General features: G+C 51.6%; 25 protein-coding genes and 2 tRNA genes. 22 read left to right on the plus strand and 5 right to left on the minus strand.

Annotation, left to right across the window (positions count from 1 at the left end):
* Window positions 1–75 precede the first annotated feature (75 nt).
* Complete coding sequence (locus JL661_RS01295) at window positions 76–342, minus strand: helix-turn-helix domain-containing protein (RefSeq protein WP_015422314.1); 267 nt, start codon at window positions 340–342, stop codon at window positions 76–78.
* Window positions 343–924: 582 nt separating this feature from the next.
* On the opposite strand from JL661_RS01295, the gene JL661_RS01300 reads away from it, so the two are divergent.
* The gene (locus JL661_RS01300; protein ID WP_004241382.1) at window positions 925–1,311 is read left to right on the plus strand and encodes a DNA-binding protein; all 387 of its coding nucleotides are present in this window, start codon (window positions 925–927) and stop codon (window positions 1,309–1,311) included.
* A 41-nt stretch (window positions 1,312–1,352) separates the two neighbouring features.
* On the opposite strand, the gene ispB is transcribed toward JL661_RS01300, so the two are convergent.
* Complete coding sequence (gene ispB / locus JL661_RS01305; protein ID WP_004234531.1) at window positions 1,353–2,324, minus strand: octaprenyl diphosphate synthase; 972 nt, start codon at window positions 2,322–2,324, stop codon at window positions 1,353–1,355.
* A gap of 262 nt (window positions 2,325–2,586) precedes the next feature.
* Between ispB and rplU the strand changes: the two genes are divergently transcribed.
* The 3 genes from rplU (at window position 2,587) to cgtA (ending at window position 4,471) form a co-directional block, all read left to right on the plus strand.
* The gene (rplU, locus tag JL661_RS01310) at window positions 2,587–2,895 is read left to right on the plus strand and encodes a 50S ribosomal protein L21 (protein WP_004241383.1); all 309 of its coding nucleotides are present in this window, start codon (window positions 2,587–2,589) and stop codon (window positions 2,893–2,895) included.
* Window positions 2,896–2,915: 20 nt separating this feature from the next.
* The gene (gene rpmA, locus JL661_RS01315; RefSeq protein ID WP_004241388.1) at window positions 2,916–3,173 is read left to right on the plus strand and encodes a 50S ribosomal protein L27; all 258 of its coding nucleotides are present in this window, start codon (window positions 2,916–2,918) and stop codon (window positions 3,171–3,173) included.
* Window positions 3,174–3,301: 128 nt separating this feature from the next.
* On the plus strand, window positions 3,302–4,471 hold the full coding sequence (cgtA, locus tag JL661_RS01320) for an Obg family GTPase CgtA (protein ID WP_004234535.1): 1,170 nt from the start codon (window positions 3,302–3,304) through the stop codon (window positions 4,469–4,471).
* A 73-nt stretch (window positions 4,472–4,544) separates the two neighbouring features.
* Here the strand turns inward: cgtA and dacB are convergent, their stop codons facing one another.
* Entirely contained in the window at window positions 4,545–5,957 is a 1,413-nt protein-coding gene (gene dacB, locus JL661_RS01325; protein ID WP_170927037.1) for a serine-type D-Ala-D-Ala carboxypeptidase, read from the minus strand.
* 328 nt (window positions 5,958–6,285) lie between these two features.
* On the opposite strand from dacB, the gene greA reads away from it, so the two are divergent.
* Window positions 6,286–6,762, plus strand: a complete 477-nt coding sequence (gene greA, locus JL661_RS01330; RefSeq protein ID WP_015422313.1) for a transcription elongation factor GreA — start codon at window positions 6,286–6,288, stop codon at window positions 6,760–6,762.
* Window positions 6,763–6,961: 199 nt separating this feature from the next.
* Here the strand turns inward: greA and yhbY are convergent, their stop codons facing one another.
* Window positions 6,962–7,255 carry a ribosome assembly RNA-binding protein YhbY gene (gene yhbY, locus JL661_RS01335; RefSeq protein WP_004234544.1) on the minus strand — a complete coding sequence of 98 codons (294 nt, stop codon included), beginning with the start codon at window positions 7,253–7,255 and terminating at the stop codon, window positions 6,962–6,964.
* Window positions 7,256–7,414: 159 nt separating this feature from the next.
* Here yhbY and rlmE point away from each other — a divergent pair, with 159 nt between their 5' ends.
* The 17 genes from rlmE (at window position 7,415) to JL661_RS01420 (ending at window position 25,477) form a co-directional block, all read left to right on the plus strand.
* Window positions 7,415–8,044: a 23S rRNA (uridine(2552)-2'-O)-methyltransferase RlmE gene (gene rlmE / locus JL661_RS01340; RefSeq protein ID WP_004234546.1), complete on the plus strand. Its 630-nt coding sequence runs from the start codon at window positions 7,415–7,417 to the stop codon at window positions 8,042–8,044.
* Window positions 8,045–8,092: 48 nt separating this feature from the next.
* Window positions 8,093–10,042, plus strand: coding sequence for an ATP-dependent zinc metalloprotease FtsH (gene ftsH / locus JL661_RS01345; protein WP_004234548.1), 1,950 nt, complete (start codon window positions 8,093–8,095; stop codon window positions 10,040–10,042).
* Window positions 10,043–10,182: 140 nt separating this feature from the next.
* Entirely contained in the window at window positions 10,183–11,031 is an 849-nt protein-coding gene (gene folP / locus JL661_RS01350; protein ID WP_004234549.1) for a dihydropteroate synthase, read from the plus strand.
* Window positions 11,024–12,358 carry a phosphoglucosamine mutase gene (glmM, locus tag JL661_RS01355; RefSeq protein WP_004234551.1) on the plus strand — a complete coding sequence of 445 codons (1,335 nt, stop codon included), beginning with the start codon at window positions 11,024–11,026 and terminating at the stop codon, window positions 12,356–12,358. Before folP ends, glmM begins: the two co-directional genes overlap by 8 nt.
* A 244-nt stretch (window positions 12,359–12,602) precedes the next feature.
* On the plus strand, window positions 12,603–12,941 hold the full coding sequence (gene secG, locus JL661_RS01360) for a preprotein translocase subunit SecG (protein ID WP_015422312.1): 339 nt from the start codon (window positions 12,603–12,605) through the stop codon (window positions 12,939–12,941).
* 80 nt (window positions 12,942–13,021) lie between these two features.
* Window positions 13,022–13,111: transfer RNA gene (locus JL661_RS01365), tRNA-Leu, on the plus strand.
* A 57-nt stretch (window positions 13,112–13,168) separates the two neighbouring features.
* Window positions 13,169–13,245 (plus strand) — tRNA-Met (locus tag JL661_RS01370).
* Between the two features lie 196 nt (window positions 13,246–13,441).
* Window positions 13,442–13,894 (plus strand): ribosome maturation factor RimP, encoded by a 453-nt coding sequence (gene rimP / locus JL661_RS01375; protein WP_004241392.1) that lies wholly within the window; start codon window positions 13,442–13,444, stop codon window positions 13,892–13,894.
* Window positions 13,895–13,920: 26 nt separating this feature from the next.
* Window positions 13,921–15,432, plus strand: coding sequence for a transcription termination factor NusA (gene nusA / locus JL661_RS01380; RefSeq protein ID WP_062772135.1), 1,512 nt, complete (start codon window positions 13,921–13,923; stop codon window positions 15,430–15,432).
* A 21-nt stretch (window positions 15,433–15,453) separates the two neighbouring features.
* Window positions 15,454–18,186 (plus strand): translation initiation factor IF-2, encoded by a 2,733-nt coding sequence (gene infB / locus JL661_RS01385; protein ID WP_004234560.1) that lies wholly within the window; start codon window positions 15,454–15,456, stop codon window positions 18,184–18,186.
* Window positions 18,187–18,258: 72 nt separating this feature from the next.
* On the plus strand, window positions 18,259–18,669 hold the full coding sequence (gene rbfA / locus JL661_RS01390; RefSeq protein ID WP_036418187.1) for a 30S ribosome-binding factor RbfA: 411 nt from the start codon (window positions 18,259–18,261) through the stop codon (window positions 18,667–18,669).
* Window positions 18,669–19,613, plus strand: a complete 945-nt coding sequence (truB, locus tag JL661_RS01395) for a tRNA pseudouridine(55) synthase TruB (protein WP_004234566.1) — start codon at window positions 18,669–18,671, stop codon at window positions 19,611–19,613. The genes rbfA and truB overlap by 1 nt, the downstream gene beginning before the upstream one ends.
* A 121-nt stretch (window positions 19,614–19,734) precedes the next feature.
* Window positions 19,735–20,004: a 30S ribosomal protein S15 gene (rpsO, locus tag JL661_RS01400; protein ID WP_004234569.1), complete on the plus strand. Its 270-nt coding sequence runs from the start codon at window positions 19,735–19,737 to the stop codon at window positions 20,002–20,004.
* A 226-nt stretch (window positions 20,005–20,230) separates the two neighbouring features.
* A complete protein-coding gene (gene pnp, locus JL661_RS01405; RefSeq protein WP_004234571.1) occupies window positions 20,231–22,387 on the plus strand; it encodes a polyribonucleotide nucleotidyltransferase in 2,157 nt (718 codons plus the stop codon).
* A 121-nt stretch (window positions 22,388–22,508) separates the two neighbouring features.
* A complete protein-coding gene (gene nlpI / locus JL661_RS01410) occupies window positions 22,509–23,396 on the plus strand; it encodes a lipoprotein NlpI (protein WP_004234572.1) in 888 nt (295 codons plus the stop codon).
* A gap of 118 nt (window positions 23,397–23,514) precedes the next feature.
* Window positions 23,515–23,580, plus strand: coding sequence for a hypothetical protein (locus tag JL661_RS18620; protein WP_225875391.1), 66 nt, complete (start codon window positions 23,515–23,517; stop codon window positions 23,578–23,580).
* A complete protein-coding gene (locus JL661_RS01420) occupies window positions 23,570–25,477 on the plus strand; it encodes a DEAD/DEAH family ATP-dependent RNA helicase (protein ID WP_004234573.1) in 1,908 nt (635 codons plus the stop codon). Before JL661_RS18620 ends, JL661_RS01420 begins: the two co-directional genes overlap by 11 nt.
* Window positions 25,478–25,550: 73 nt before the next feature.
* Here the strand turns inward: JL661_RS01420 and btsR are convergent, their stop codons facing one another.
* Window positions 25,551–26,264 carry a two-component system response regulator BtsR gene (gene btsR / locus JL661_RS01425; RefSeq protein ID WP_004234574.1) on the minus strand — a complete coding sequence of 238 codons (714 nt, stop codon included), beginning with the start codon at window positions 26,262–26,264 and terminating at the stop codon, window positions 25,551–25,553.
* Window positions 26,265–26,277: the final 13 nt, after the last annotated feature.

The raw sequence follows: 26,277 nt of genomic DNA on the forward strand, positions 1-26,277 counted from the left end.
TTATTTTTTTGAGCCGTAAATAAAACCGCTAATTACGATTAGCGGTTTTATTGTTTTTATAAGTATATATTGAAATTAATTAGTTACCTTCACTCTTATTTTCCTATCTAATAATTCACCTGTGATAGAATTAAAATAACGGCTGGGCCAAATCTCTGACGGATGGACGGCGAGAAAGTCTGCGATGAGCCATTCACCCTTCGGCCACGGCCGGGAAAGCGCGTTAGCAAGCGTTGAGGAGCTGAGTCCCGCACTGCGCGACAAGGCGGCCAGGGTTGTCCCCCGTTTCTTCAGCGATGCAATTATATCAGCAGGGTGCCAGTCAGATTTACCGGAATCCATATATTGAGTCCTTTTTATTTTAGATTAATGTTGTGTTAGTGGTATAAATAACGGGTTGCCATCACATTAAAGATGAACCCAATTCGTTATTAAGAAAATAAAATACCATTATTTTTCTAAATATTTTCTTAAATTTTTTCTTAAAAATATCTTTTTTGAACTCTGTTACAGAATTAAGAAACAGAATGAAAATGGGCAGGTAACACAAAGGAATGAATGAAGTAAGCATATTTACTTACTTAACATAAGGAGTTTGTTGATGAAACAAAAGCGGTTTTTACCTGTTATCAGGCGTGATACGCCAGCAGCAGCACTGAGTCGGATCTCATTTTCTGCCCGGTGGTCATTGTAGTCAGTGTTTACCGTTATTGTAATAAAATATGCCGATTATTCACAAAAAGATGATGTTTTATCCTTGCGTTTGTAAAATATTCTCGTGAAAATCGGAATGAATCCGGAAGCTGTTGAAAAATTCAGTGTAGCTAAAGCATTTGTCATTTTTAGGAAAGTGCCCGGCAAATTCACGCAGTTTAAGCACGGAAATTGCCGATTTTTTGCTGAAAATGGGTTGCAGGAGAAAAGATGAAAAAAGAATGGTATTCCGCGAAGGAATTGGTTGGTTTGGCGGGCTTGCCATCATCTCCTCAAGGTGTCAACCTGATGGCGAGACGGGAAGGCTGGCATCAGCGGCGCAAGCGCGGCGTGCAGGGAAAAGCAGTCGAATACAGTATCGATAGTCTGCCGGATGAAGTTCAGGCGATCCTGCATGCATGTGATAACAGCGCGAGCTATCAGGCGAAACGGCAGGATGCGTTTCTGATCTGGGTGGAAGCCTATTATCAGCTGACCAGAGAGGAACGGGAGAAAATTGTCACGTTCATTCTGCGGGAAGGGCTGGCTAAACTGATCCAGCATCTTGATGCACAGGAGCTTCCGGGCAGCCGGGAGCCGGACGAAAAACCGGAATAAAAAAACGGGATCTGTGAAGATCCCGTTTTCTCATGCAATGATCAGGCTGAGCGGCGGACTGCGATATGGGCCAGGCCGGCCAGTGCATCTTTGTACTGTGAGTCCGGCAGTGCGGACAGGGCTGCGATAGCTTTGTCCGCTTCTTCTTCGGCGCGGGCATAGGTGTAAGCCAGAGATCCGCAGCGCTTCATGGTTGCAAGAACCTGCTCCAGCAGGTGACGTCCGTTACCCTGTTCAATCGCCTGACGGATCAGCGCGGATTCTTCCGCATTACCGTTGTGCATGGCGTGGAGCAGCGGGAGCGTCGGTTTGCCTTCGTCGAGATCATCCCCGGTATTTTTGCCGAGTGTCGCGTTATCCGCATCATAATCCAGAACATCATCGATCAGCTGAAACGCGGTACCGAGAAAGCGGCCGTAATCCTGAAGGGCCTTTTCCTGTTCCGGTGTGGCACCGGCCAGAATTGCCGCAGATTGTGAGGCAGCCTCAAACAGGCGGGCAGTTTTGCTGTAGATAACCTGCATGTAATCCGCTTCGCTGATATCCGGATCGTTGCAGTTCATCAGTTGCAGCACTTCTCCTTCCGCGATCACGTTTGTCGCTTCTGACATCAGTTTCAGCACACGCATGGAATCCAGATCCGTCATCATCTGAAAGGATCGTGTGTAGATAAAATCCCCGACCAGCACACTGGCGGCATTGCCGAACACTTCGTTGGCTGTCTGTTTGCCGCGGCGCATGTCGGATTCATCCACCACATCGTCGTGCAGCAGGGTGGCGGTATGAATAAATTCGATCAGAGCCGCCACCTGAATATGTTTGTCGCCGTCATAGCCCAGAGCCCGGCCGGTCAGCACAGCGATCATCGGGCGGATCCGTTTCCCGCCGCCGCTGATAATGTAGTAACCCAGCTGGTTGATAAGCGATACGTCCGAGGTCAGCTGTTTTTGAATCTTTTGATTGACTGCGGTCATATCATCCGCAGTCAGCGCGATTATTTGTTCTGAGTTCATATGACTTGCTTTAACCTTGTTTTTGACATCCCGATCAAAGGTAATGGTTTATGATAGCAGCGTTTTTTTATATTTTATGATTGTACTGTAAAAAAGCTGCAAATAAACGGCTATCTGTAAAGTGACGTTTTTTTACCATTAGATCGTTTTCAGCACTTGTCATTTGCAGCGTTTTTGCGTAAAATCCGCGCCCTATTGTGAATAATTTTATAGTGCACTCTGAGAATCAAATTTTATGGGGTGTGCGGAAAGCGGAGTTAATATGTACGCGGTTTTCCAAAGTGGTGGTAAACAACACCGGGTCAGCGAAGGTCAAATCGTTCGCTTGGAAAAGCTGGACATCGCAACAGGTGAAACTGTTGAGTTTGACCAGGTTCTGATGGTTGCAAATGGTGAAGACATCAAGATCGGCGCTCCAGTCGTTGAAGGTGTTAAAATTAAAGCTGAAGTGGTTACACACGGTCGCGGCGATAAAATTAAAATCGTTAAGTTCCGTCGTCGTAAACACAGCCGGAAACAGCAGGGCCACCGTCAGTGGTTCACTGATGTTAAAATTACCGGTATCGCTTAAGTTAATAGGAGAGCAGATCAATGGCACACAAAAAGGCTGGCGGCTCGACTCGAAACGGTCGCGATTCTGAAGCAAAACGTCTGGGTGTAAAACGTTTCGGTGGTGAAGCTGTATTAGCAGGCAGCATCATCGTTCGTCAGCGTGGTACTAAATTCCACGCAGGCAGCAACGTAGGTTGCGGTCGCGACCACACTCTGTTCGCGTTAGCTGACGGAAAAGTCAAATTCGAAGTTAAAGGCCCGAAAAACCGTAAATTCATCAGCATCGAAGCTGAATAAGTTTTTCACGTCTTAACCGAGTCCGAAAGCCCTGCAAACCTTTTGCAGGGCTTTTTATATGCGTAAAACGTCATCCCGGGTCATACTGAACCGGTAGTCCGGACACGGCAACGTTACGGAGAAAAGTAATGAAATTTGTAGATGAAGCTAAAATCCTGGTTGTGGCAGGAGATGGCGGCAACGGATGCGTGAGCTTCCGTCGCGAAAAATATATTCCGAAAGGCGGACCAGACGGCGGAGACGGCGGCGATGGCGGTGATGTATACCTCCAGGCCGATGAAAACCTCAATACCCTGATTGATTACCGTTTTGAAAAATCATTCCGCGCTGAGCGGGGTCAAAACGGCCAGAGTCGTGACTGTACCGGTAAACGGGGCAACGATATCACGATTAACGTGCCTGTAGGCACCCGTGTGCGCGATATGACCACCAATGAGGTACTGGCGGACATGTTGCAGCACGGACAGCGTCACATGGTTGCCAAGGGCGGATTTCACGGCCTGGGTAACGCACGCTTTAAATCATCCGTTAACCGTGCACCGCGTCAGCGCACCATGGGTACCCCGGGCGAAACCCGCGAACTCATGATGGAACTGATGCTGCTGGCTGACGTCGGGATGCTGGGGATGCCGAATGCCGGTAAATCCACCTTTATCCGTTCTGTCTCTGCGGCAAAACCAAAAGTGGCGGACTATCCGTTCACCACACTGGTACCGAGCCTGGGTGTGGTGCGGATGGATAATTCACAGAGCTTCGTGGTCGCGGATATCCCGGGACTGATCGAAGGCGCATCTGACGGTGCCGGTCTGGGGATCCGTTTCCTGAAACATCTGGAACGCTGCCGCGTGCTGCTGCACCTGATCGACATCTGCCCGGTGGATGAAAGTGATCCGGTGGAAAATGCGAAGATCATTGTCGGCGAACTGGAAAAATACAGTGAGAAGCTGGCAGAGAAGCCGCGCTGGCTGGTCTTCAACAAAGTCGATCTGATTGATCCTGAAGAAGCGAAAGCCCGTTCTCAGGCGATCGCGGATGCACTCGGCTGGGAAGATAAATTCTATATGATCTCTGCGGTTAATCACGAAGGCGTGAAAGCACTGTGCTGGGATCTGATGGAATTCCTCAACACCCATGCCCGCGAAGCAGTGGCCGAAGTACCGGCTGCGGACGCGAAAGTGGACTTTATGTGGGACGATTACCACAAAGAACAGCTTGAGCAGGCAGAAGACGATGATGACTGGGACGACGACTGGGATGAAGACGACGAAGAAGGTGTCGAGTTCATCTGGCAGAAATAATCGTCAGAATCCTGAGCAAAGAAAAACCCGGTGAATACGCCGGGTTTTTTATTGCCGTTAGTTTTTCAGCAACTCAGTAATTACGGTATAAATCTTTATACAAATGCCCTTCAAAGCGGACCAGCGGCACACGGCGGCTGCGCTGCTCGGCAGGCGGGACGGCATAAGCGGAAATAAACTGCACGAACGCAATGCGCTGTCCGCTGGCGGTGGTGAGGAATCCGGCCAGGTTATACACGCCCTGTAATGAACCGGTTTTGGCGGAAAGCTTACCGTTAACGCCCGCTTCTGTCAGACCGCCGCGGTATTGCAGTGTGCCGTCATAGCCGGAGAGCGGCAGCATTTTGATAAATTGCAGCTGATCATCATGTTTGGCTATAAATTGCAGCACTTCCATCATGGTTGCCGGGGTGATCAGGTTGTGACGGGACAATCCGGAGCCATCCACCATTACGGTATTGCCCATATCAATACCGGCTTTCTCTTTCAGTACCTGACGGACGGCCTGCTGGCCGGAACGCCAGGTGCCCGGCACGCCGTAATAGCTGCGGCCGATGGTGCGGAAAACTTCATCGGCAATCATATTGTCGGATTTTTTCAGCATTTTGGTCAGCAGAGCATGCAGCGGAGCGGATTGTGTTTGTATCAGTACGGTGCCCGGCTGTTCCGGGTGGGTCTGACGGCGGACATTGCCGCTCAGGGTGATCCCTGCATGGATCAGTTCATTTTTGACGATCGCCCCGGCGTAGCTTGCGCCGTTCTGGACACCGAATGCCAGCGGCAGCGGTTCGCTGCGCTGATTCATACAGCCGGTGATGGTATAGCGGTTCAGTTCACCCGGCACCACATCCAGCTCACAGAAACGCCCTTCGGCAGAGCCGCGTTCGAGGGTTTTGACCTCACTGAACATATTGACCGGATAATACTCCGAGGTGCGGATATAGGCGGTATCGCCGGGTTTTTCCCCCGGGTACAGCGTCACTGAAAAGCAGTTACGGTCGATGATTGCAGCACCCGGCGGGGCACTGAAGCACTGGGTTAAATCATTCCACACCCAGCCCGGCGCTTTGTCATGACTGGCAAAGGCAGAGATATCGATCACCAGATCACCGTCGATGGCCTGTACCCCGGCTTTACGCAGTTCATTGACCATATTGCGGATCTGCTGGCGGGTGAGGGTCGGATCACCGGTAAAACGGGTGATTAAATCCCCTTTCAGGGTAGTGCCCTCAACATGTCCTTTGGTTTCCAGACTGGTGGTAAAACGGAAATCCGGCCCCAGCTGTAACAGGGCGGCAAGTGCCGTCACCACTTTCTGGGTACTGGCGGGCAGCGCCATCTGCTGCCCCTGATATTCCACGATTGGCTGAGAATCGCCCACCCGCTGCGCAATCATCGCCAGGTTTGTACCGGCGGGCAGATATTGGGTATATTGTTCGACTGGGGTGGCTGCTGCACCTGCAGCCAGTAATACTGACAATCCCATCGCATATGCGAGCCGGGTAAAAACATTCATTGAGCGACCTATCCATCACAATCGGGGGTGAGAGCCCGTTATACTAAAGCCACGGACCGGTAAAAGTAAACGATGACCCGCATTGCGCTCCGGGATAGAATACCGGGACAGGATCTCAGTTCAGCCCGCGCGGATAACGCGTCAACCGCGCTGACAGCATCCGCAGTGCGATGGCCGTATCAGCGCAGATTTACACGGTTTTACTTAATAGTAGTGTGCCACACATGGCGCATAAGGTACTGTTATCGTTTAATCAGGATGATATGACTATTACTTAGGAATGATTCAGAGGTAGAGAATGAAACAAATCCCTATGACGGTACGCGGCGCAGACCAACTGCGTGAAGAATTAGAATTTCTCAAAAATGAGCGCCGTCCGAAAATTATCGCTGATATCGCGGAAGCCCGCGAGCACGGCGATCTGAAAGAAAACGCAGAATATCACGCCGCCCGTGAGCAGCAGGGTTTCTGTGAAGGCCGTATTCAGGAGATCGAAGCCAAGCTCTCCAATGCGCAGGTGATTGATGTCACCAAAATGACCAACAATGGCCGGATTATTTTCGGTGCGACTGTTACCGTTTTTAACGTCGCAACGGATGAAGAGCAGACTTACCGCATCGTGGGTGATGATGAGGCTGATATCAAATCAAACCTGCTGTCAGTGAACTCTCCGATTGCCCGCGGCCTTATCGGTAAAGAGGTTGACGACGTGGTTGTCATCCAGACACCGGGCGGTGAAGTTGAGTATGAAGTCATCAATGTGGAATACCTGTAAGCTGCGTCGTAAAAAAACAGCACAATACGGATATTTCATCAGAAAAATGCAGTGAAAGGCGTTTTTACTGAACTTTACATTCGGGTGGCAGAGCACTGAGGCGGCCCGGATATGAAGAAAATCTGAAAGGAATGCCACCGGCCGGACGATATCGTCAGAAATCATCTGCCGGTGGCATTTTTTTTTAAATATGCAATTATCATTTAGGTAAAATGATCTTCCGGGCTTCCGACGGACGGTAGAGCACCAGAATTTTACCGATAATCTGCACATTGTAAGCACCGGTTTCACGCACAATCGCATCTGCAATCAAGGTTTTCATTTCACGGTCTTCGCCCGCGATTTTAACTTTGATAAGCTCATGATGTGTAAGAGCCACTTCAGTTTCTGCGAGTACGCCTTCAGTCAGACCGTTGTTGCCAATCATGACAACCGGGTTCAGATGATGAGCGAGTGCTTTCAGGTGCTGGACTTGTTTTTTAGTGAGGTTCATCGTTTTTTTTGCTTAATAACTATTGAAAACGGTGTATTCTACCGCCATATCATGCTTATCACCATCATTAGGTGAGGAGTACTGTCTGCGGTAACGGGACTTTTCGTCCGGTTATGCGAAAAAACTGAGTCAGAAATAACAGGTTAGTCGGAAAACACAATGGCCAATAAAAAACGTTCAGCAAGCTCCGGGCGCTGGTTACAGGAACATTTTAGTGATAAATATGTTCAGATGGCGCAAAAAAAGGGGCTTCGCTCTCGTGCCTGGTTTAAGCTCGAAGAAATTCAGCAGGGCGATAATATTTTCAGACCGGGTATGACTATTGTGGATCTGGGTGCAGCACCCGGCGGCTGGTCACAATATGCTGTTAATCACATCGGTCAGTCAGGGCGCGTTATTGCCTGTGACCTGTTACCGATGGATCCCATCGTCGGCGTGGATTTCCTTCAGGGCGATTTCCGTGACGAAAACGTGCTGAAAGCTCTGCTGGGGCGCGTGGGGGATAAAAAAGTCCAGGTTGTTATGTCAGACATGGCACCAAATATGAGCGGAACTCCGGCTGTTGATATTCCGCGCGCGATGTATCTGGTTGAGCTGGCACTTGATATGTGCCGTTCTGTTCTGGCACCGGGGGGCAGTTTTATTGTTAAAGTCTTTCAGGGAGATGGCTTTGATGAGTACCTCCGGGAGGTTCGCTCCCTGTTCACGAAAGTGAAAATCCGTAAACCCGATGCTTCGCGGGCCCGATCGCGTGAAGTATACATTGTAGCGACAGGGTGGAAAGTGTAGTACCCTGTGCGTTATTTGTTAACACAGATGTAATAAGAGGTTAATCCCTTGAGTGACATGGCGAAAAACCTAATTCTCTGGCTGGTCATCGCGGTAGTGCTGATGTCGTTGTTCCAGAGTTTTGGCCCAGGCGATTCAAACAGTCGTAAGGTGGACTACTCTACCTTCATCACTGAGTTAGCACAGGATCAGGTGCGCGAAGTCCGTATTTCCAATCGTGATCTTAACGTCAGTAAAAAAGACGGCTCCAAATACACGACGTACCTGCCGATGCAGGACAATCAGCTGCTTAACACCATGCTGAACAAAAACGTCACTGTGGTCGGTGAACCACCGGAAGAGCCGGGTATCCTGACAACCATTTTCATTTCCTGGTTCCCGATGCTGCTGTTAATCGGCGTCTGGATCTTCTTCATGCGCCAGATGCAGGGCGGCGGCGGTAAAGGTGCGATGTCCTTCGGTAAAAGTAAGGCACGCATGCTGACCGAAGATCAGATCAAAACCACCTTTGCGGATGTGGCCGGTTGTGATGAGGCTAAAGAAGAAGTTGGTGAGCTGGTGGAGTATCTGCGTGAGCCGAGCCGCTTCCAGAAACTCGGCGGTAAAATTCCGAAAGGTATTCTGATGGTGGGGCCTCCGGGTACCGGTAAAACGTTGCTGGCAAAAGCGATTGCCGGTGAGGCGAAAGTACCGTTCTTCACCATTTCCGGTTCTGACTTCGTCGAAATGTTCGTGGGTGTGGGTGCGTCCCGTGTCCGTGATATGTTCGAACAGGCGAAGAAAGCAGCCCCATGTATCATCTTTATCGATGAAATCGACGCCGTCGGCCGTCAGCGTGGTGCGGGTCTGGGCGGTGGTCACGATGAACGTGAGCAGACACTGAACCAGATGCTGGTTGAGATGGATGGTTTCGAAGGTAACGAAGGTATCATCGTTATCGCGGCAACCAACCGTCCGGATGTGCTTGACCCTGCGTTACTGCGTCCGGGCCGTTTCGACCGTCAGGTCGTGGTCGGTCTGCCGGATGTGCGCGGCCGTGAGCAAATCCTGAAAGTGCATATGCGCCGTGTGCCGTTATCGCCGGACGTTGAACCGTCTGTGCTGGCGCGTGGTACACCGGGCTTCTCCGGTGCGGATCTCGCCAACCTGGTGAACGAAGCTGCGCTGTTTGCGGCACGCGGTAATAAACGCGTTGTGACCATGGTCGAGTTCGAAAAAGCAAAAGATAAAATCATGATGGGTGCGGAACGCCGCTCTATGGTGATGACAGAAGAGCAGAAAGCCTCGACTGCCTACCATGAAGCCGGTCACGCTATCATCGGTCGTCTGGTGCCGGAGCATGACCCGGTACACAAAGTGACCATTATTCCGCGCGGACGTGCACTGGGTGTGACCTTCTTCTTACCGGAAGGGGATCAGATCAGCGCCAGCCGTCAGAAACTTGAAAGTCAGATCTCCACCCTGTATGGCGGCCGTCTGGCGGAAGAGATTATCTACGGGCCGGAAAATGTGTCCACAGGCGCATCCAACGACATCAAAGTGGCAACTAACATTGCCCGTAACATGGTGACGCAGTGGGGCTTCTCTGAAAAACTGGGGCCGTTACTGTATGCGGATGAAGACGGTGAAGTGTTCTTAGGCCGTTCTGTGTCAAAAGCACAGCACATGTCTGATGAAACTGCCCGGACTATCGATGAGGAAATCCGCGGGATTATTGAGCGCAACTACAAACGTGCGCGTCAGATCCTGATGGATAACCTGGATATCCTGCACACCATGAAAGATGCATTAATGAAATATGAAACCATTGATGCACCACAGATTGATGATCTGATGAACCGTGTGCCGGTCCGTGAACCTGCGGGCTGGGAAGGTGACAAGCCGAAAGCGGATACCCGTCCGCCGGAAAGCAGTAACCAGGTTCCGGTTCAGGAAGCACCTGAATCATCAGATGACAACAATGCTGCGCCGTCTGAAGACGACAACAAGCAGTCATAATTCATCATTCAGTTGTATGAAGCAGTAATATGAAAAACCCGGCGGAAAATCTGCCGGGTTTTTTTATATCTTTATCCCGCAGGAGTCAGGCATTACAATCACCTCACGATTGAAATAATAAACAGTAAGAAGGCCGGATTATGAAACTTACCGCACGCGGTCAGACACTTTCGCTGGCAACGCCGCAGGTGATGGGGATCCTCAATGTGACCCCGGATTCATTCTCAGACGGCGGTACACACAACACCCCCGCCAAAGCACTGGAACATGCCCGGAAAATGATTGCGGAAGGCGCGACGATTATTGATATCGGCGGTGAATCCACCCGTCCCGGAGCAGCAGAAGTCAGCCCTGAGCAGGAAGCGGAGCGGGTTATCCCGGTTGTGGCAGCGATTGCCCGTGAGTCGGATGTCTGGATTTCAGTGGATACCTCAAAAGCGCTGGTGATCCGCGAAGCCGCAAATGCAGGGGCTCATATTCTCAATGATATCCGCTCATTTAGTGAGCCGGGGGCATTACAGGCGGCGGCACAGAGCGGCCTGCCGGTTTGTGTGATGCATATGCAGGGAGAACCGCGTACCATGCAGCAGGCACCGCACTATCAGAATGTGGTGCGTGAGGTGTATACGTATCTTGAAGCGCAGGTGGCACGCTGTGTGGCGGCCGGAATTGAAAAAAATCACATAATTCTCGATCCGGGCTTCGGTTTCGGAAAAACACTGGCGCATAATTATCAGTTATTGGATAAATTAGACCTGTTTCATAACCTGGGATTACCGGTTCTTGCCGGAATGTCACGAAAATCTATGATTGGCCAGCTGATGGATATTCCCCCGGATGAACGGGTTGCCGGCAGCGTGGCCTGTGCAGTGATTGCCGCGATGAAAGGTGCACAGATTATCCGTGTTCATGATGTGAAAGAAACTGTCCAGGCCATGAAAGTGGTGGAAGCAACCCGTTTAGCGAAGGAAACAAACGACAATGAGTGATCGCAAATACTTTGGTACTGATGGCATCCGCGGAAAAGTGGGTGACAGCCCGATTACCCCTGATTTTGTGCTCAAACTGGGCTGGGCAGCCGGGAAAGTGCTGGCACGTCACGGCTCACGTAAAATTATTATCGGTAAAGATACCCGTATTTCCGGCTATATGCTGGAATCCGCACTGGAAGCCGGTCTTGCCGCCGCAGGGTTATCCGCTTCATTTACCGGCCCGATGCCGACACCGGCGGTCGCTTATCTGACCCGTACTTTCCGTGCCGAGGCCGGTATTGTTATTTCCGCCTCTCATAACCCGTATTATGACAATGGCATCAAATTCTTCTCCATCGACGGCACCAAGCTGCCTGATCACGTGGAAGAAGCGATTGAAGCCGAGATGGAAAAACCACTGACCTGTGTGGAATCCGCCGAACTGGGCCGTGCAAACCGTATTGTGGATGCTGCCGGCCGTTACATCGAATTCTGTAAAGGGACATTCCCGAACGAGCAGAGCCTGAACGGGCTGAAAATGGTGATCGACTGCGCACACGGCGCAACCTATCACATCGCACCGAACGTATTAAGTGAACTGGGTGCGGAAGTGATTGCTATCGGCTGTGATCCGAACGGTATCAACATTAACGAAAAATGCGGTGCAACGGATGTCCGTCAGTTACAGGAACGTGTTCTGGCTGAAGGCGCAGATGTCGGCCTGGCATTTGACGGTGACGGCGACCGCCTGATCATGGTGGATCACCTGGGTGAAAAAGTGGACGGTGACCAGATCCTGTTTATCATTGCCCGCGAAGCACTGCGCCAGGGACAACTGCGCGGTGGTGCTGTCGGCACACTGATGAGTAACATGGGGCTGGAGCTGGCACTGAAACAGCTGGGTATTCCGTTTGAGCGCGCGAAAGTCGGCGACCGTTACGTGCTCGAAAAACTCCAGGAAAAAGGCTGGCGTCTGGGTGCGGAAAACTCCGGTCACATCATCCTGCTGGACAAAACAACCACCGGTGACGGCATTGTGGCAGGTCTTCAGGTGCTGAGTGCGATGGTGCGCAACAACATGAGCCTGCACGACCTGTGCAGCGGCATGAAACTGCTGCCGCAGGTGCTGGTGAATGTCCGCTTTGCCGGTCAGCACGACCCGCTGACAAGCGAGGAAGTCACCCGCGTGGCACAGGAAGTGGAAAAAGAGCTGAACGGCAAAGGCCGTGTGCTGCTGCGTAAATCCGGTACCGAACCGCTGATCCGTGTGATGGTGGAAGGGGAAGATGAAGCGCAGGTCACTGCAATGGCAAACCGCATTGCAGACGCGGTGAAACGCGTATAATTATTTATGATGTGAATGACAGAGCCGGAAAAAATTATTGCGGTTTCCCCCCGGCTCTGTCAGAATCCGCCCCTTATTGTTGTTTTTTTCCGCAACCGGTGCGCCTGGCTTAAAATAGACTTGCGCGTGCGCGTTTGTTTGGTTAGTATTCTGACCCGCTCAGCAAGGTAATTAGGTTTATCTGTGAGTGTGCAGATTGATACCGAATCAGTCGGTATACCGTACGAGGAATAGGTACACGTTTATGTATACAGCTCTCTTAGTCGTTTTCTTACTTGTTGCGATTGCCTTAGTCGGCATGATCTTAATGCAGCAGGGGAAAGGTGCGGACATGGGTGCTTCGTTCGGTGCAGGCGCGTCTGCAACACTGTTTGGTTCTTCGGGTTCAGGTAACTTCATGACCCGTACCACAGGCATTTTAGCAACACTGTTTTTTGTACTGAGTTTGGTTCTGGGCAATATGACCAGCAATAAAACCGGTACAGGCAGCAAGTTTGATAATCTCGCTCAGCCGGTGCAGACAGAACAGAAAACAGATGTTCCCGCAGCACCAGCAGCTCCTAACAGCGATATTCCGCGCTGATTGTTGCAAGTCTGAAGTAAAAGTTTTAAACGGGATTGATACACACCATCAGTCAGTCCCGTAAAAAAGAGCAGTTCAGTGCCGAGGTGGTGAAATTGGTATACACGCTACCTTGAGGTGGTAGTGCCTACAAAACGGGCGTACGGGTTCAAGTCCCGTCCTCGGCACCATTTAGTTTCACACTTGCGTTTTGCAGGTGATCAGCGTAGAATTTTTCACGTTTCGAACGCGGGATGGAGCAGCATGGTAGCTCGTCGGGCTCATAACCCGAAGGTCGTCGGTTCAAATCCGGCTCCCGCAACCACTTCTTATAACAAATCGTTTTTTCCAATGTTGATTGTATCAACAACTCTTACGTTATCCCTGATTTGGAAAAAAGATTAAGAAGTGTGATGTACACAGGGTCCAGTTGCATAAAGCCCCGAAATTTCGGGGTTTTTTGTTATCAGTCAACAGAGATACTGGGCGTTATGCCCTTTTTTTATGTCCCGGGGGTGGTCTTGTCCACATTAGAGCAGAAATTAACAGAGATGGTCACTGCACCTGTCGAAGCACTCGGTTTTGAGCTTGTCGGCGTGGAGTTTATCCGCGGCCGCGTGTCAACACTGCGTATTTTTATTGATAGTGAAGAGGGTATCACTGTTGATGATTGCGCGGACGTGAGCCACCAGGTCAGTGCCGTTCTTGATGTTGAAGATCCTATTACAACCGTTTATAACCTTGAGGTTTCGTCTCCGGGTATGGAGCGTCCGTTATTTACGGCTGAACATTATCAGCGGTTTACCGGTGAGGAAGTCTCACTGACTTTACGAATCGCAATGCAGAACCGTCGCAGATGGCAGGGTATTATCAAAGCCGTCGACGGTGAAATGATCACGGTTACAGTGGATGGCAAAGACGAAGTGTTCGCACTTGGCAACATCCAGAAAGCTAACCTGGTACCCCACTTTTAATATAAAGTTCAAAAGAGGCAACTAGGATGAATAAAGAAATTCTGGCTGTTGTTGAGGCAGTTTCTAACGAAAAATCGCTTCCTCGTGAGAAAATTTTTGAGGCTCTGGAAACTGCGCTGGCAACCGCCACTAAGAAAAAATACGAACAGGAAATTGATGTTCGTGTGGAAATCGACCGTAAATCCGGTGATTTTGATACCTTCCGCCGCTGGATGGTGGTAGAAGAAGTCACTCAGCCGACCCGTGAAATCACACTGGAAGCGGCTGATTATGAAACGCCGGGCATTCAGTTAGGCGAATATATCGAAGATCAGATTGAATCTGTCACCTTCGACCGTATCACTACTCAGACCGCAAAACAGGTTATCGTACAGAAAGTACGCGAAGCTGAGCGTGCGATGGTGATTGATCAGTTCCGCGAGCAGCAGGGCGAAATCATCACCGGTGTGGTGAAAAAAGTGAACCGCGAAAACATTACCCTCGATCTGGGGAATAATGCGGAAGCAGTCATTATGCGCGAAGATATGCTGCCGCGTGAGAATTTCCGTCCGGGTGACCGTATCCGCGGAGTTCTGTATGATGTTCGTCCGGAAGCCCGTGGGGCACAATTATTTGTGACCCGTTCCCGTCCGGAAATGCTGGTCGAATTATTTAAAATCGAAGTGCCGGAAATCGGCGAAGAGATTATTGAAATTAAAGCGGCTGCCCGTGATCCCGGTTCCCGTGCGAAAATCGCGGTGAAGACCAATGACAAACGCATCGACCCTGTCGGGGCATGTGTGGGAATGCGCGGCGCCCGCGTTCAGGCCGTTTCCGGTGAGCTGGGCGGCGAGCGGATTGATATCGTGTTGTGGGATGACAACCCGGCGCAATTCGTGATTAATGCAATGGCTCCGGCAGATGTTGCATCCATTGTTGTCGATGAAGACAAATGCACAATGGACGTTGCTGTGGAAAGCAGCAACCTTGCACAGGCCATTGGCCGTAACGGCCAGAATGTGCGTCTCGCTGCACAACTGCTGAAAAAACATCGTGGTGATGACAAATGGGAACTGAACGTCATGACCGCGGAGGAACTTAACGCGAAACACCAGGCGGAAGCACACGCTTCCATTGAAACTTTTGTTAAGCATCTCGACATCGATGAAGATTTCGCAACCTTATTAGTGGAAGAAGGTTTCTCCACACTGGAAGAACTGGCGTATGTGCCGGTCAGCGAACTTCTGGAAATCGACGGCCTCGAAGAGGAAACCGTTGAAGTCCTGCGCGAACGTGCAAAAGCCGCTTTAACAACGCTCGAACTGGCACAGAAAGAGAGCCAGTCAGGTACCACACCGGCGGATGATTTGTTAAACCTTGAAGGCATGGACCGCACACTGGCATTCACCCTGGCTTCCCGTGGTATTTGTACCCTTGAAGATCTCGCAGAGCAGGGTATCGATGACCTCACGGATATCGAAGGTCTGAATGATGAGAAAGCAGGTGAACTCATCATGGCAGCGCGTAATATCTGTTGGTTTGGCGACGATGCATCTTAATTTGTAGCGGGAAGGAGCAGCATGACAGAATCGGTAAAATCACTGGCAGACGAAATTCAGACTTCCGTAGAGCGCCTGGTACAGCAGTTTGCTGATGCCGGCATCAAAAAAACGGCGTCTGATAACGTTTCCCAGCAAGAAAAAGAGGCCCTGCTGGCCCATCTGAACCGCGAACAGGGCGGGGCAAGTCAGCCGGGTAAATTAACACTTCAGCGCAAAACTCGCAGTACGCTGAGTGTTCCGGTAACCGGTGGCAAGAGCAAATCGGTTAATATTGAAGTCCGCAAAAAACGCACATATGTAAACCGCGATGCCGCTGAACAGGCAAAAGCCGCGGAAGAGCAGGCACAGCGTGAAGCGGAAGAGCAGGCAAGACGCGAAGCTGAAGAGCAGGCCCGTCGTGAAGCCGAAGAAAAAGCCAGACAAGAGGCGCAAGCCAAACGTGAGGCTGAAGAAAAGGCAAAACGCGAAGCGGCAGCAGCGAAAGTAACTGAACAAGCGGCAGAACCGGCTAAGCGTGAAGCAGCGGAAAAGAATAACGTGAAAGAAAATAAAGCGAAATCAGCCCCGGCTGATACCCGGGAAAACAGCGAAAAAGTGCGCCGCGAAGCCGAAGCCGCTGAAATCAAACGCAAAGCTGAAGAAGAACAGCAGCGCAAACTTGAAGCTGAAGTGAAACGTGCAGCTGAAGAAGCGCGCCGTCTGGCCGAAGAAAACGGCGAGAAATGGTCTGCTCCTGTCAGTGAAGAAACAGAAAGCGCGGACTATCACACCACCACCTCTGCTCACGCCCGTGAAGCGGAAGATGAAAGTGATGCGAAAGTTGAAGGTGATAACCGCGGCCGCGGCCGTGGCGCGAAAAACGTCCGTCAGAAGAAAAATAACCGTCACTCTGAGAAAGCCGATCGCGAAGAAGCCCGTGCGCAACTGCCGCGCGGTAAGAAACAGCGTAAAGGCAGCTCACTGCAGCAGAGCTTTAACAAACCGGTTGCAGCGGTTACCCGTGATGTGGTTATCGGTGAAACCATCACTGTTGGCGAATTAGCCAACAAGATGGCGGTGAAAGGTTCTCAGGTCATTAAAACCATGATGAAGATGGGCGCCATGGCGACTATCAACCAGGTGATTGACCAGGAAACCGCACAACTGGTTGCCGAGGAAATGGGTCACAAAGTTATCCTGCGCCGTGAGAACGAGCTGGAAGAAGCGATCCTGAACGACCGTGACATGGGTGAAGCACAGGCTGAACCACGTGCGCCGGTTGTGACCATCATGGGTCACGTTGACCACGGTAAAACCTCATTACTGGACTATATCCGTTCCACCAAAGTCGCCTCCGGCGAAGCGGGCGGTATTACCCAGCACATCGGTGCTTACCATGTGACCACCGATAAAGGCGCTATCACGTTCCTGGATACTCCCGGACACGCCGCGTTTACCTCCATGCGTGCCCGTGGTGCGCAGGCAACGGATATCGTTGTCCTGGTTGTCGCAGCGGACGATGGCGTGATGCCGCAGACTATCGAAGCTATCCAGCATGCGAAAGCTGCGGGTGTGCCGGTTGTGGTTGCGGTGAACAAAATTGATAAACCGGAAGCCGATCCGGATCGCGTACGTAACGAACTGTCTCAGTACGGCATCCTCTCTGAAGAGTGGGGCGGTGAGACTCAGTTCATCAGCGTTTCCGCGAAGAAAGGTATCGGTATCGACGATCTGCTCGACGCTATCCTGCTGCAGGCTGAAGTTCTCGAACTGAAAGCAGTGCGTGCCGGTATGGCGAGCGGTGTGGTTATCGAATCTTACCTCGATAAAGGCCGTGGTCCGGTCGCCACTATCCTGGTACAGAGCGGTACACTGAACAAAGGCGATATCGTGCTGTGCGGCTTTGAATACGGCCGTATCCGTGCGATGCGTAACGAACTGGGTCAGGATATCACCGAAGCGGGTCCGTCCATTCCGGTGGAAATCCTGGGTCTGTCCAACGTACCGTCTGCCGGTGATGAAGCGACCGTTGTCCGTGACGAGAAGAAAGCCCGTGAAGTGGCACTCTATCGTCAGGGTAAATTCCGTGATGTGAAACTGGCACGCCAGCAGAAAGCCAAACTGGAAAACATGTTTGCTAACATGGAAAGCGGTAAGGTTTCTGAACTGAACATCGTTCTGAAGACTGATGTGCAGGGTACCTGTGAAGCTATCACCGATTCACTGATGAAACTGTCAACTGATGAAGTCAAAGTGAAAATCATCGGTTCCGGTGTGGGTGGTATCACTGAAACTGACGCCACGCTGGCTGCGGCATCCAACGCGATTATCCTCGGCTTTAACGTCCGTGCGGATGCATCAGCGCGCCGCCTGATTGAAAGCGAAAGCGTTGACCTGCGTTACTATTCCGTAATCTACAGCCTGATTGATGAAATCAAACAGGCAATGAGCGGGATGCTGGCGCCGGAATTCAAACAGGAAATCATGGGTCTGGCAGAAGTCCGTGATGTGTTCCGTTCACCGAAATTCGGTGCCATCGCCGGTTGTATGGTGACGGAAGGAACTATCAAACGTAATAACCCTATCCGCGTTCTGCGTGACAACGTGGTTATCTATGAAGGTGAGCTGGAATCTCTGCGCCGCTTCAAAGATGACGTTGCTGAAGTCCGTAACGGGATGGAATGTGGTATCGGTGTCAAGAACTACAATGATGTCCGCCCGGGAGACATGATTGAAGTCTTCCAGGTGATTGAAGTTCAGCGAACTATCTGATCACCTGACGGTATGACATAACATGATATAATTGGGGGGCTTATGGCCCCCCGAATTTTCAGGAGAGAAACTATGGCGAGAGAATTCAGCCGTACTCAGCGCGTTTCACAGGAAATTCAGAAAGAAATTGCGATTATCCTGCAGCGTGAAATTAAAGATCCCCGTGTGGGGATGGCAACGGTATCCGGCGTGGATTTATCCCGCGATATGGCCTATGCCACGGTATTTGTCACCTTTCTGAACTTTATGGATGAAGACCATAATTCAGAGCAGGTGAAAACAGGTATCAAAGTCTTAAATGATATTTCCGGCTACATTCGTTCCCTGCTGGGGAAAGAGATGCGCCTGCGCATTATTCCGGAACTTAAATTTGAATATGACAGCTCTCTGGTCGAAGGGATGCGTATGTCTAACCTGGTGTCTGATGTGATCAAACACGACCTGGATATGCGTAAATCTGCGGACGACAAAGAGGGTAACTGATGGCACGCCGTCGTCGTGGCCGTAATATTAACGGCATTGTCCTGCTGGATAAACCGCAGGACATTTCATCCAATGATGCATTGCAGAAGGTCCGCCGTCTGTTTAATGCCGCCAAGGCCGGTCACACCGGCGCGCTGGATCCGCTGGCGACCGGTATGCTGCCGGTCTGCCTCGGTGAAGCAACCAAGTTTTCACAGTTCCTGCTGGATTCCGACAAACGTTACCGCGTGATTGCCCGCCTGGGGCAGCGTACGGACACCTCAGACTCACAGGGTGAGGTGATCAGTGAGCGCCCGCTGTCATTCACGGCGGAACAGCTTGCGGCTGCCCTGGAGTCATTCAGGGGCGATACCTTACAGGTACCGTCCATGTATTCCGCGCTCAAGCATCAGGGACGTCCGCTGTATGAGTATGCCCGCAAAGGCATCACCATAGAGCGGGAAGCCCGCCCGATCACGGTGTATGAACTGCTGTTTATCCGCCATGAAGGGGAAGAGCTGGAGCTGGAAATTCACTGCTCGAAAGGCACTTATATCCGCACTATCATTGATGATCTCGGTGAGAAACTCGGTTGCGGTGCTCACGTGACTATGCTGCGCCGGCTGCAGGTGGCCACGTATCCGGCAGAACGGATGGTGACACTGGAGCAGCTTCAGGAAATGCGCCGTGTGGCGGATGAGGCTGAAACTCCGCTCGAAACCGCACTGGATCCGCTGCTGCTGCCGATGGATACCGCCGTGTCACATTTCCCGCAGGTCAATCTGACGGACGTGACTGCCGGGTATTTTAAGCTGGGGCAGCCGGTACGGGCTCCGCACGACCTGGCACCGGAGACATTAACCCGCGTAACGCAGGGTGATGATGCCGCCTTTATCGGCCTTGCGGTGATCAGTGAGGACGGGCTGGTGGCACCGCGCCGTCTTGTTGTGGAATACACGGAATAAGCATTGCCGCATCTTGCGTTCAGGGCGCAGGCGGCGTAGAATAACGCGGCAATTTCCCTGAGATGCTGAATTAGAGATCGGCACTCATTTTTATTAATCAAAGTATATTTGGAGTTCTATTATGTCTCTAAGCACTGAAGCGAAAGCGAAAATTGTCGCTGATTTCGGTCGTGGCGAAAACGACACCGGTTCAAGCGAAGTTCAGATCGCGCTGCTGACTGCACAGATCAACCACCTGCAGGGTCACTTTGCAGAGCACAAAAAAGATCACCACAGCCGTCGTGGTCTGCTGCGTATGGTTGCTCAGCGTCGTAAGCTCCTGAACTATCTGAAAGGCAAAGACTTAGCAAGCTATACCTCAATTCTTGAGCGTCTGGGCCTGCGTCGCTAATTCAGACAAGTTTCAGTGGAAAGGGGCCGACGGCCCCTTTTCTTCTGAATGCGGCACACTGAGCTGTTGCCGCAATAATAACGATTCTTCGGTACAGCTATTCGCGCGGCTAATGAGAGCACTTTCCGGCAGCAGGAAAAGGTTGTCATTAGTCGCGAGGATGTATCTGAAGGAACCATTTCACTACTTACCCCTGCCGGGGTGAGAGACCCAGAAGGATATTATTTTGTTAAATCCGACAATCCGTAAATTCCAGTATGGTCAGCACACTGTCACTATCGAAACCGGCATGATGGCCCGTCAGGCGACAGCAGCTGTAATGGTTAACATGGACGACACCGCGGTATTCGTTACCGTTGTCGGCCAGAAAAAAATGAAACCGGGCCAGGACTTCTTCCCGCTGACCGTAAACTATCAGGAGCGTACTTACGCTGCCGGCCGTATTCCGGGGAGCTTCTTCCGCCGTGAAGGCCGTCCGGGCGAAGGCGAAACCCTGATCGCACGTCTGATTGACCGTCCGTTACGTCCGCTGTTCCCGGAAGGTTTCCTGAACGAAGTTCAGATTATCGCAACCGTGGTGTCTGTGAACCCGCAGGTTAACCCTGATATCGTGGCAATGATTGGTGCCTCAGCGGCGCTGGCACTGTCAGGTATTCCGTTCAACGGCCCGATTGGTGCGGCACGTGTTGGTTTCATCAATGACCAGTATGTTCTGAACCCGACCACTGACGAATTAGCGGTAAGCAAACTGGATCTGGTTGTTGCCGGTACCAAAGGTGCGGTTCTGATGGTTGAATCAGAAGCACAGCTGCTGACCGAAGAACAAATGCTGGGTGCGGTCGTGTTCGGTCACGAGCAGCAGCAGATTGTTATCGAAAACATCAACGCACTGGCCGCTGAAGCCGGTAAGCCGAAGTGGGACTGGCAGCCTGAGCCTGTTAACCAGACTCTGCGTGACCGCGTTGCTGAACTGTCTGAAAAAGCGCTGGGTGATGCTTACCGTATCACTGAGAAACAGGATCGTTACGCACAGGTTGATATCATTAAAGATGCAACCATCAGTGCACTGGAAGCTGAATTTGCCGCACGCGGCGAAGAGCTGACCGGCGAACTGAAACATGAAATCAGCGACATCCTGGCTGCGGTTGAGAAATCTGTTGTCCGTACCCGTGTTCTGAACGGCGAGCCGCGTATCGACGGCCGTGAAAAAGACATGGTCCGCGCACTGGATGTCCGCACCGGTGTTCTGCCGCGTACTCACGGTTCTTCTCTGTTCACCCGTGGTGAAACTCAGGCGCTGGTAACAGCAACGCTGGGTACTGCCCGTGATGCACAGACTCTGGATCAGGTAATGGGTGAAATCACTGACACCTTCCTGTTCCACTACAACTTCCCTCCGTACTGCGTGGGTGAAACCGGTATGGTCGGTTCACCGAAGCGTCGTGAAATCGGCCACGGCCGTCTGGCGAAACGTGGTGTGCTGGCAGTGATGCCGTCTCAGGAAGAATTCCCGTACACCGTGCGTGTGGTTTCAGAAATCACTGAATCCAACGGTTCTTCTTCTATGGCGTCAGTCTGTGGTGCATCTCTGGCACTGATGGATGCAGGTGTTCCTGTGAAATCAGCGGTTGCCGGTATCGCGATGGGTCTGGTGAAAGAAGACGACAAATTCGTGGTTCTGTCTGATATCCTCGGTGATGAAGACCACCTCGGCGACATGGACTTTAAAGTTGCGGGCAGCCGTGACGGTATCAGCGCCCTGCAGATGGATATCAAAATCGAAGGTATCACCAGCGAAATCATGCAGGTGGCTCTGAACCAGGCCAAAGGTGCGCGTCTGCACATCCTGGGCGTGATGGAACAGGCTATCAACTCACCACGTGCTGATATCTCTGAGTTTGCACCGCGCATTCACACCATCCGCATCAACCCGGACAAAATCAAAGACGTTATCGGTAAAGGCGGTTCTGTGATCCGTGCCCTGACCGAAGAAACCGGCACCACTATCGAAATCGAAGATGACGGTACTGTGAAGATTGCTGCAACTGACGGCGATAAAGCGAAGATGGCTATCCGCCGTATCGAAGAAATCACCGCAGAAGTGGAAGTCGGCCGTATCTATAACGGTAAAGTTGTCCGTATCGTTGACTTCGGTGCTTTCGTGGCTATCGGCGGCGGTAAAGAAGGTCTGGTGCATATTTCTCAGATCGCTGACAAACGCGTTGAAAAAGTATCAGATTATCTGGAAATGGGTCAGGAAGTACCGGTCAAGGTACTGGAAATCGACCGTCAGGGTCGTATCCGCCTGAGCATGAAAGAAGCAGTCAGTCAGGATGCAGCTCCGGCTTCGGATGCAACCCCTGATGCAAATAACGCTGAATAAAATTTGACGTAAGTCGTGGCGTCCTGTAAAAAGGGCGCCATTCGGCAAAAAAAGCAAAATGCACTCGGTTATTGTCAGTCAGAGGATTATCCTTTCAGGGATCTGACTTCGGGAGTAGGAAATGAATTTTTTTCTGCGTTGGTGGAGCATTGCAGCTATAATTTTTATCGCAGGATGCAGCAGCGGTAAAAACTGGCACTCCGGGGATTTACTTGCAGTACCCCTGCAACCATCATTACAGCAGGAAGTGATCCTCGCCCGAATGGAACAAATACTGGCAAGCCGGTCATTAACTGAGGACGAGTACGCCCAGCTGCTTTATCAGCGTGGTGTGTTGTACGACAGCCTCGGATTGCGTGCATTGGCACGTAACGATTTTACTGTTGCGTTATCAATGCGTCCGGATATTCCGGAGATATTTAATTACCTGGGCATTTATTTTACGCAGGCAGGCAACTTTGATGCTGCCTATGAAGCGTATGATTCTGTATTAGAGCTTGATCCAACTTATAACTACGCGCGTATGAACCGCGGTATTGCCCTGTATTACGGGGGCCGGTATCCGGTGGCGCGGGATGATTTGCTGGCGTTTTATCAGGATGATCCAAACGATCCGTTCCGCTCGCTGTGGCTTTATCTCGTCGATAAAGAGATAGATCCGAAGAAAGCACTGACCGATTTACGTCAGCGCTATCAGCAGGCGAAAGGCGGACAATGGGGCTGGAATATTGCTGAATTCTATCTCGGCGACATCAGTGAAAAGACACTGCTTGATCGGCTGAAGGAATTCTCAACGGATAACACTTCGCTCGCTGAACATCTCAGTGAAACCTACTTCTATTTAGGTAAATACTACCTGAGTCTGGGGGATACGGACAGCGCTGAAACGCTGTTCAAGCTGACGGTTGCCAACAACGCACACAATTTCGTTGAGCACCGCTACGCATTGTTGGAATTAGCTCTGTTAGGTGATGAAGAACAGGACCTGACGGATTCAGATCCACAATAGCTGACGAACACACTTCAACCCGTTAATTTTTCACCATCGCGAAAGTGATGGGGGGATGTTTTGTTCGTTTTATAATTTTATTTGAGCCAGTTCACACTTTTAAATGAAAACAACCGACATGCTTTCCGATGGGTTGTGTAGACTGGCCGCCATTTTGTATGAGGCACCTTTACATGACCACTGAGACTGAAATCTCTTTTGCTGACATTGGTTTATCAGCTGATATTTTGACTGCACTGGACGACCTGGGCTACGAAAAGCCGTCCCCGATCCAGCAACAATGTATTCCGCACCTGCTTGCCGGACGTGATGTCCTGGGTATGGCACAGACAGGTAGTGGTAAAACGGCGGCATTCGGCCTGCCGTTACTGAACAATATTGATCCGAACCTGAGAGCACCACAGATTCTGGTGCTGGCACCGACCCGCGAATTAGCGGTCCAGGTTGCGGAAGCCTGTACTGATTTCTCCAAACATATGCGTAACGTGAATGTGGTCGCCCTGTACGGCGGTCAGCGTTATGACGTCCAGTTACGTGCTCTGCGTCAGGGGCCACAGGTGGTTGTCGGGACTCCGGGCCGTCTGCTGGATCACTTAAAACGCGGCACCCTGGATTTATCCAACCTGAAAGGTCTGGTACTGGACGAAGCAGATGAAATGCTGCGTATGGGCTTCATCGAAGACGTTGAAACCATCATGAGTCAGATCCCGGCAGAGCACCAGACAGCACTGTTCTCTGCAACTATGCCGGAAGCTATCCGCCGCATTACCCGTCGTTTCATGAAAGATCCGCAGGAAGTGCGCATTCAGACCAGCGTAACCACCCGTCCGGACATCAGCCAGAGCTACTGGACTGCTTACGGCGCACGTAAGAGCGAAGCACTGGTCCGTTTCCTGGAAGCGGAAGATTTTGATGCGGCGATTATCTTCGTCCGTACCAAAAACGCGACTCTGGAAGTGGCTGAAACCCTGGAGCGTAACGGCTACAACAGCGCAGCACTGAACGGTGACATGAACCAGGCACTGCGTGAGCAGACGCTGGAGCGCCTGAAAGACGGTCGTCTGGATATCCTGATTGCAACAGACGTTGCAGCCCGTGGTCTGGATGTTGAGCGTATCAGCCTGGTTGTTAACTACGATATCCCGATGGATGCGGAATCTTATGTTCACCGTATCGGCCGTACCGGTCGTGCGGGCCGCGCCGGCCGCGCTCTGCTGTTCGTTGAAAACCGCGAACGCCGCCTGCTGCGCAACATTGAACGCACCATGAAACTGACCATCCCTGAGGTAGAATTACCGGATGCAGAGATGATCAGCCAGCGCCGCCAGGAAAAATTCGCTGCCACTATCCATGCAGAAATGGAAAGCAGCAACCTGGATCAGTACCGTGCACTGCTGAAAAAACTGGTTCCGGCAGACAGCGATGAGTCTGACGCAGATATCGATATGGAAACTCTGGCTGCTGTTCTGCTGAAAATGGCAGAAGGTGAGCGCAAACTGATCCTGCCACCGGATGCACCACGCCGTCCGCGCCGTGAGTTCAATGATCGTGATGATCGCCGCCGCAATGATCGCAACGACCGTTTCGGTGATCGCCCTGAGCGTGGTGATCGTCCGCGCCGTGAACGCCGTGACGTGGGTGATATGGAACTGTACCGCATTGAAGTGGGCCGTACCGATGGTGTTGAAGTCCGTCACATTGTGGGCGCGATTGCTAACGAAGGTGATATCAACAGCCGTTACATCGGTAACATCAAACTGTTTGATACTCACTCAACTATCGAATTACCCAAAGGTATGCCGACTGACCTGTTACAGCACTTCACCCGTACCCGTGTGATGAACAAACCAATGAACATGACATTAGTCGGTGATGCGAAGCCGTTCAACCGTGAACGCCGCAGCGGTGGTAATGACCGTGGTGGTAACGGTGGCCGCAGTTTCGGTGGTGGTAACCGCCGTGACGGTGAGCGTTCTGACCGTGGCAACAGCGATCGCCGTCCGCAGGGCGAGCGCCGCAGCTTCCGCCGCGAAGAAGGCGGAAACTCCGCACCACGTCGTCGTAGCAATAATGATGCATAATTGATTCTCTGAATCATAAAAAGCCCGCCGGGATATCCCTGCCGGGCTTTTTTTATGCGTCCGGATTTTGGTATTAAATCAGCCCCAGCGCTTCCTTCAGGGGTCTGAGGTAGCGGCGGCTGACCGGAATGGTTTCATCGTTACTCAGGATCAGCTCGGCCTGGCCGTTATCGCCCAGCAGGATTTCCCGCAGACGGGTCAGATTGACCAGATACTGCCGGTGGCAGCGCAGCAGCGGGGTACGGGTTTCCAGAGTACGGAGTGTCAGCTCGGTAAATCCTTCCTGGCCGTGTGCGCTCATCACAAACACGCCGCTGATGCGGGAATTGACATACACCACATCCTCAACCGGCATCAGCCAGATACGGTTGTGCCCGCTGCACGGGATATAGCGCAGTTGCTCTGTCTGTTCCGGGGTCTCCGCCGGGCGGATCTGCCCCTGGCGCAGCCGGTTCAGGGTTTTGTCCAGGCGCTCTTTTTCCACCGGTTTGAGCAGATAATCAAACGCATCCTCCTCAAAAGCCTGTAAGGCGTACTCTTCAAAGGCGGTGAGAAAGACAATCGCAGGCCGGTGGCCGGGATCGAGCATACCAACCATTTCCAGCCCGGTGACACGGGGCATCTGAATATCCAGAAACACCACGTCCGGCTTCAGGCGGTGAATTTTTCCGATGGCATCAATGGCGTTGGTGCATTCACCCAGGATATGGATGTCAGGATACGCATCAAGCAGTAATCGCAGGTTTTCCCGGGCCAGTGGCTCATCATCAACAATTAAAACATTCATTGTGTCATTATCA

Source organism: Morganella morganii, assembly GCF_019243775.1.
Lineage (GTDB): Bacteria > Pseudomonadota > Gammaproteobacteria > Enterobacterales > Enterobacteriaceae > Morganella > Morganella morganii.

What these genes read in the sequence shown, in the direction of transcription:
- JL661_RS01295 (WP_015422314.1), bottom strand. Translation starts at nt 342, where the DNA reads ATGGATTCCGGTAAATCTGACTGGCACCCTGCTGATATAATTGCATCG.
- JL661_RS01300 (WP_004241382.1), top strand. Translation starts at nt 925, where the DNA reads ATGAAAAAAGAATGGTATTCCGCGAAGGAATTGGTTGGTTTGGCGGGC.
- ispB (WP_004234531.1), bottom strand. Translation starts at nt 2,324, where the DNA reads ATGAACTCAGAACAAATAATCGCGCTGACTGCGGATGATATGACCGCA.
- rplU (WP_004241383.1), top strand. Translation starts at nt 2,587, where the DNA reads ATGTACGCGGTTTTCCAAAGTGGTGGTAAACAACACCGGGTCAGCGAA.
- rpmA (WP_004241388.1), top strand. Translation starts at nt 2,916, where the DNA reads ATGGCACACAAAAAGGCTGGCGGCTCGACTCGAAACGGTCGCGATTCT.
- cgtA (WP_004234535.1), top strand. Translation starts at nt 3,302, where the DNA reads ATGAAATTTGTAGATGAAGCTAAAATCCTGGTTGTGGCAGGAGATGGC.
- dacB (WP_170927037.1), bottom strand. Translation starts at nt 5,957, where the DNA reads ATGGGATTGTCAGTATTACTGGCTGCAGGTGCAGCAGCCACCCCAGTC.
- greA (WP_015422313.1), top strand. Translation starts at nt 6,286, where the DNA reads ATGAAACAAATCCCTATGACGGTACGCGGCGCAGACCAACTGCGTGAA.
- yhbY (WP_004234544.1), bottom strand. Translation starts at nt 7,255, where the DNA reads ATGAACCTCACTAAAAAACAAGTCCAGCACCTGAAAGCACTCGCTCAT.
- rlmE (WP_004234546.1), top strand. Translation starts at nt 7,415, where the DNA reads ATGGCCAATAAAAAACGTTCAGCAAGCTCCGGGCGCTGGTTACAGGAA.
- folP (WP_004234549.1), top strand. Translation starts at nt 10,183, where the DNA reads ATGAAACTTACCGCACGCGGTCAGACACTTTCGCTGGCAACGCCGCAG.
- glmM (WP_004234551.1), top strand. Translation starts at nt 11,024, where the DNA reads ATGAGTGATCGCAAATACTTTGGTACTGATGGCATCCGCGGAAAAGTG.
- secG (WP_015422312.1), top strand. Translation starts at nt 12,603, where the DNA reads ATGTATACAGCTCTCTTAGTCGTTTTCTTACTTGTTGCGATTGCCTTA.
- nusA (WP_062772135.1), top strand. Translation starts at nt 13,921, where the DNA reads ATGAATAAAGAAATTCTGGCTGTTGTTGAGGCAGTTTCTAACGAAAAA.
- infB (WP_004234560.1), top strand. Translation starts at nt 15,454, where the DNA reads ATGACAGAATCGGTAAAATCACTGGCAGACGAAATTCAGACTTCCGTA.
- rbfA (WP_036418187.1), top strand. Translation starts at nt 18,259, where the DNA reads ATGGCGAGAGAATTCAGCCGTACTCAGCGCGTTTCACAGGAAATTCAG.
- truB (WP_004234566.1), top strand. Translation starts at nt 18,669, where the DNA reads ATGGCACGCCGTCGTCGTGGCCGTAATATTAACGGCATTGTCCTGCTG.
- rpsO (WP_004234569.1), top strand. Translation starts at nt 19,735, where the DNA reads ATGTCTCTAAGCACTGAAGCGAAAGCGAAAATTGTCGCTGATTTCGGT.
- nlpI (WP_004234572.1), top strand. Translation starts at nt 22,509, where the DNA reads ATGAATTTTTTTCTGCGTTGGTGGAGCATTGCAGCTATAATTTTTATC.
- JL661_RS01420 (WP_004234573.1), top strand. Translation starts at nt 23,570, where the DNA reads ATGACCACTGAGACTGAAATCTCTTTTGCTGACATTGGTTTATCAGCT.
- btsR (WP_004234574.1), bottom strand. Translation starts at nt 26,264, where the DNA reads ATGAATGTTTTAATTGTTGATGATGAGCCACTGGCCCGGGAAAACCTG.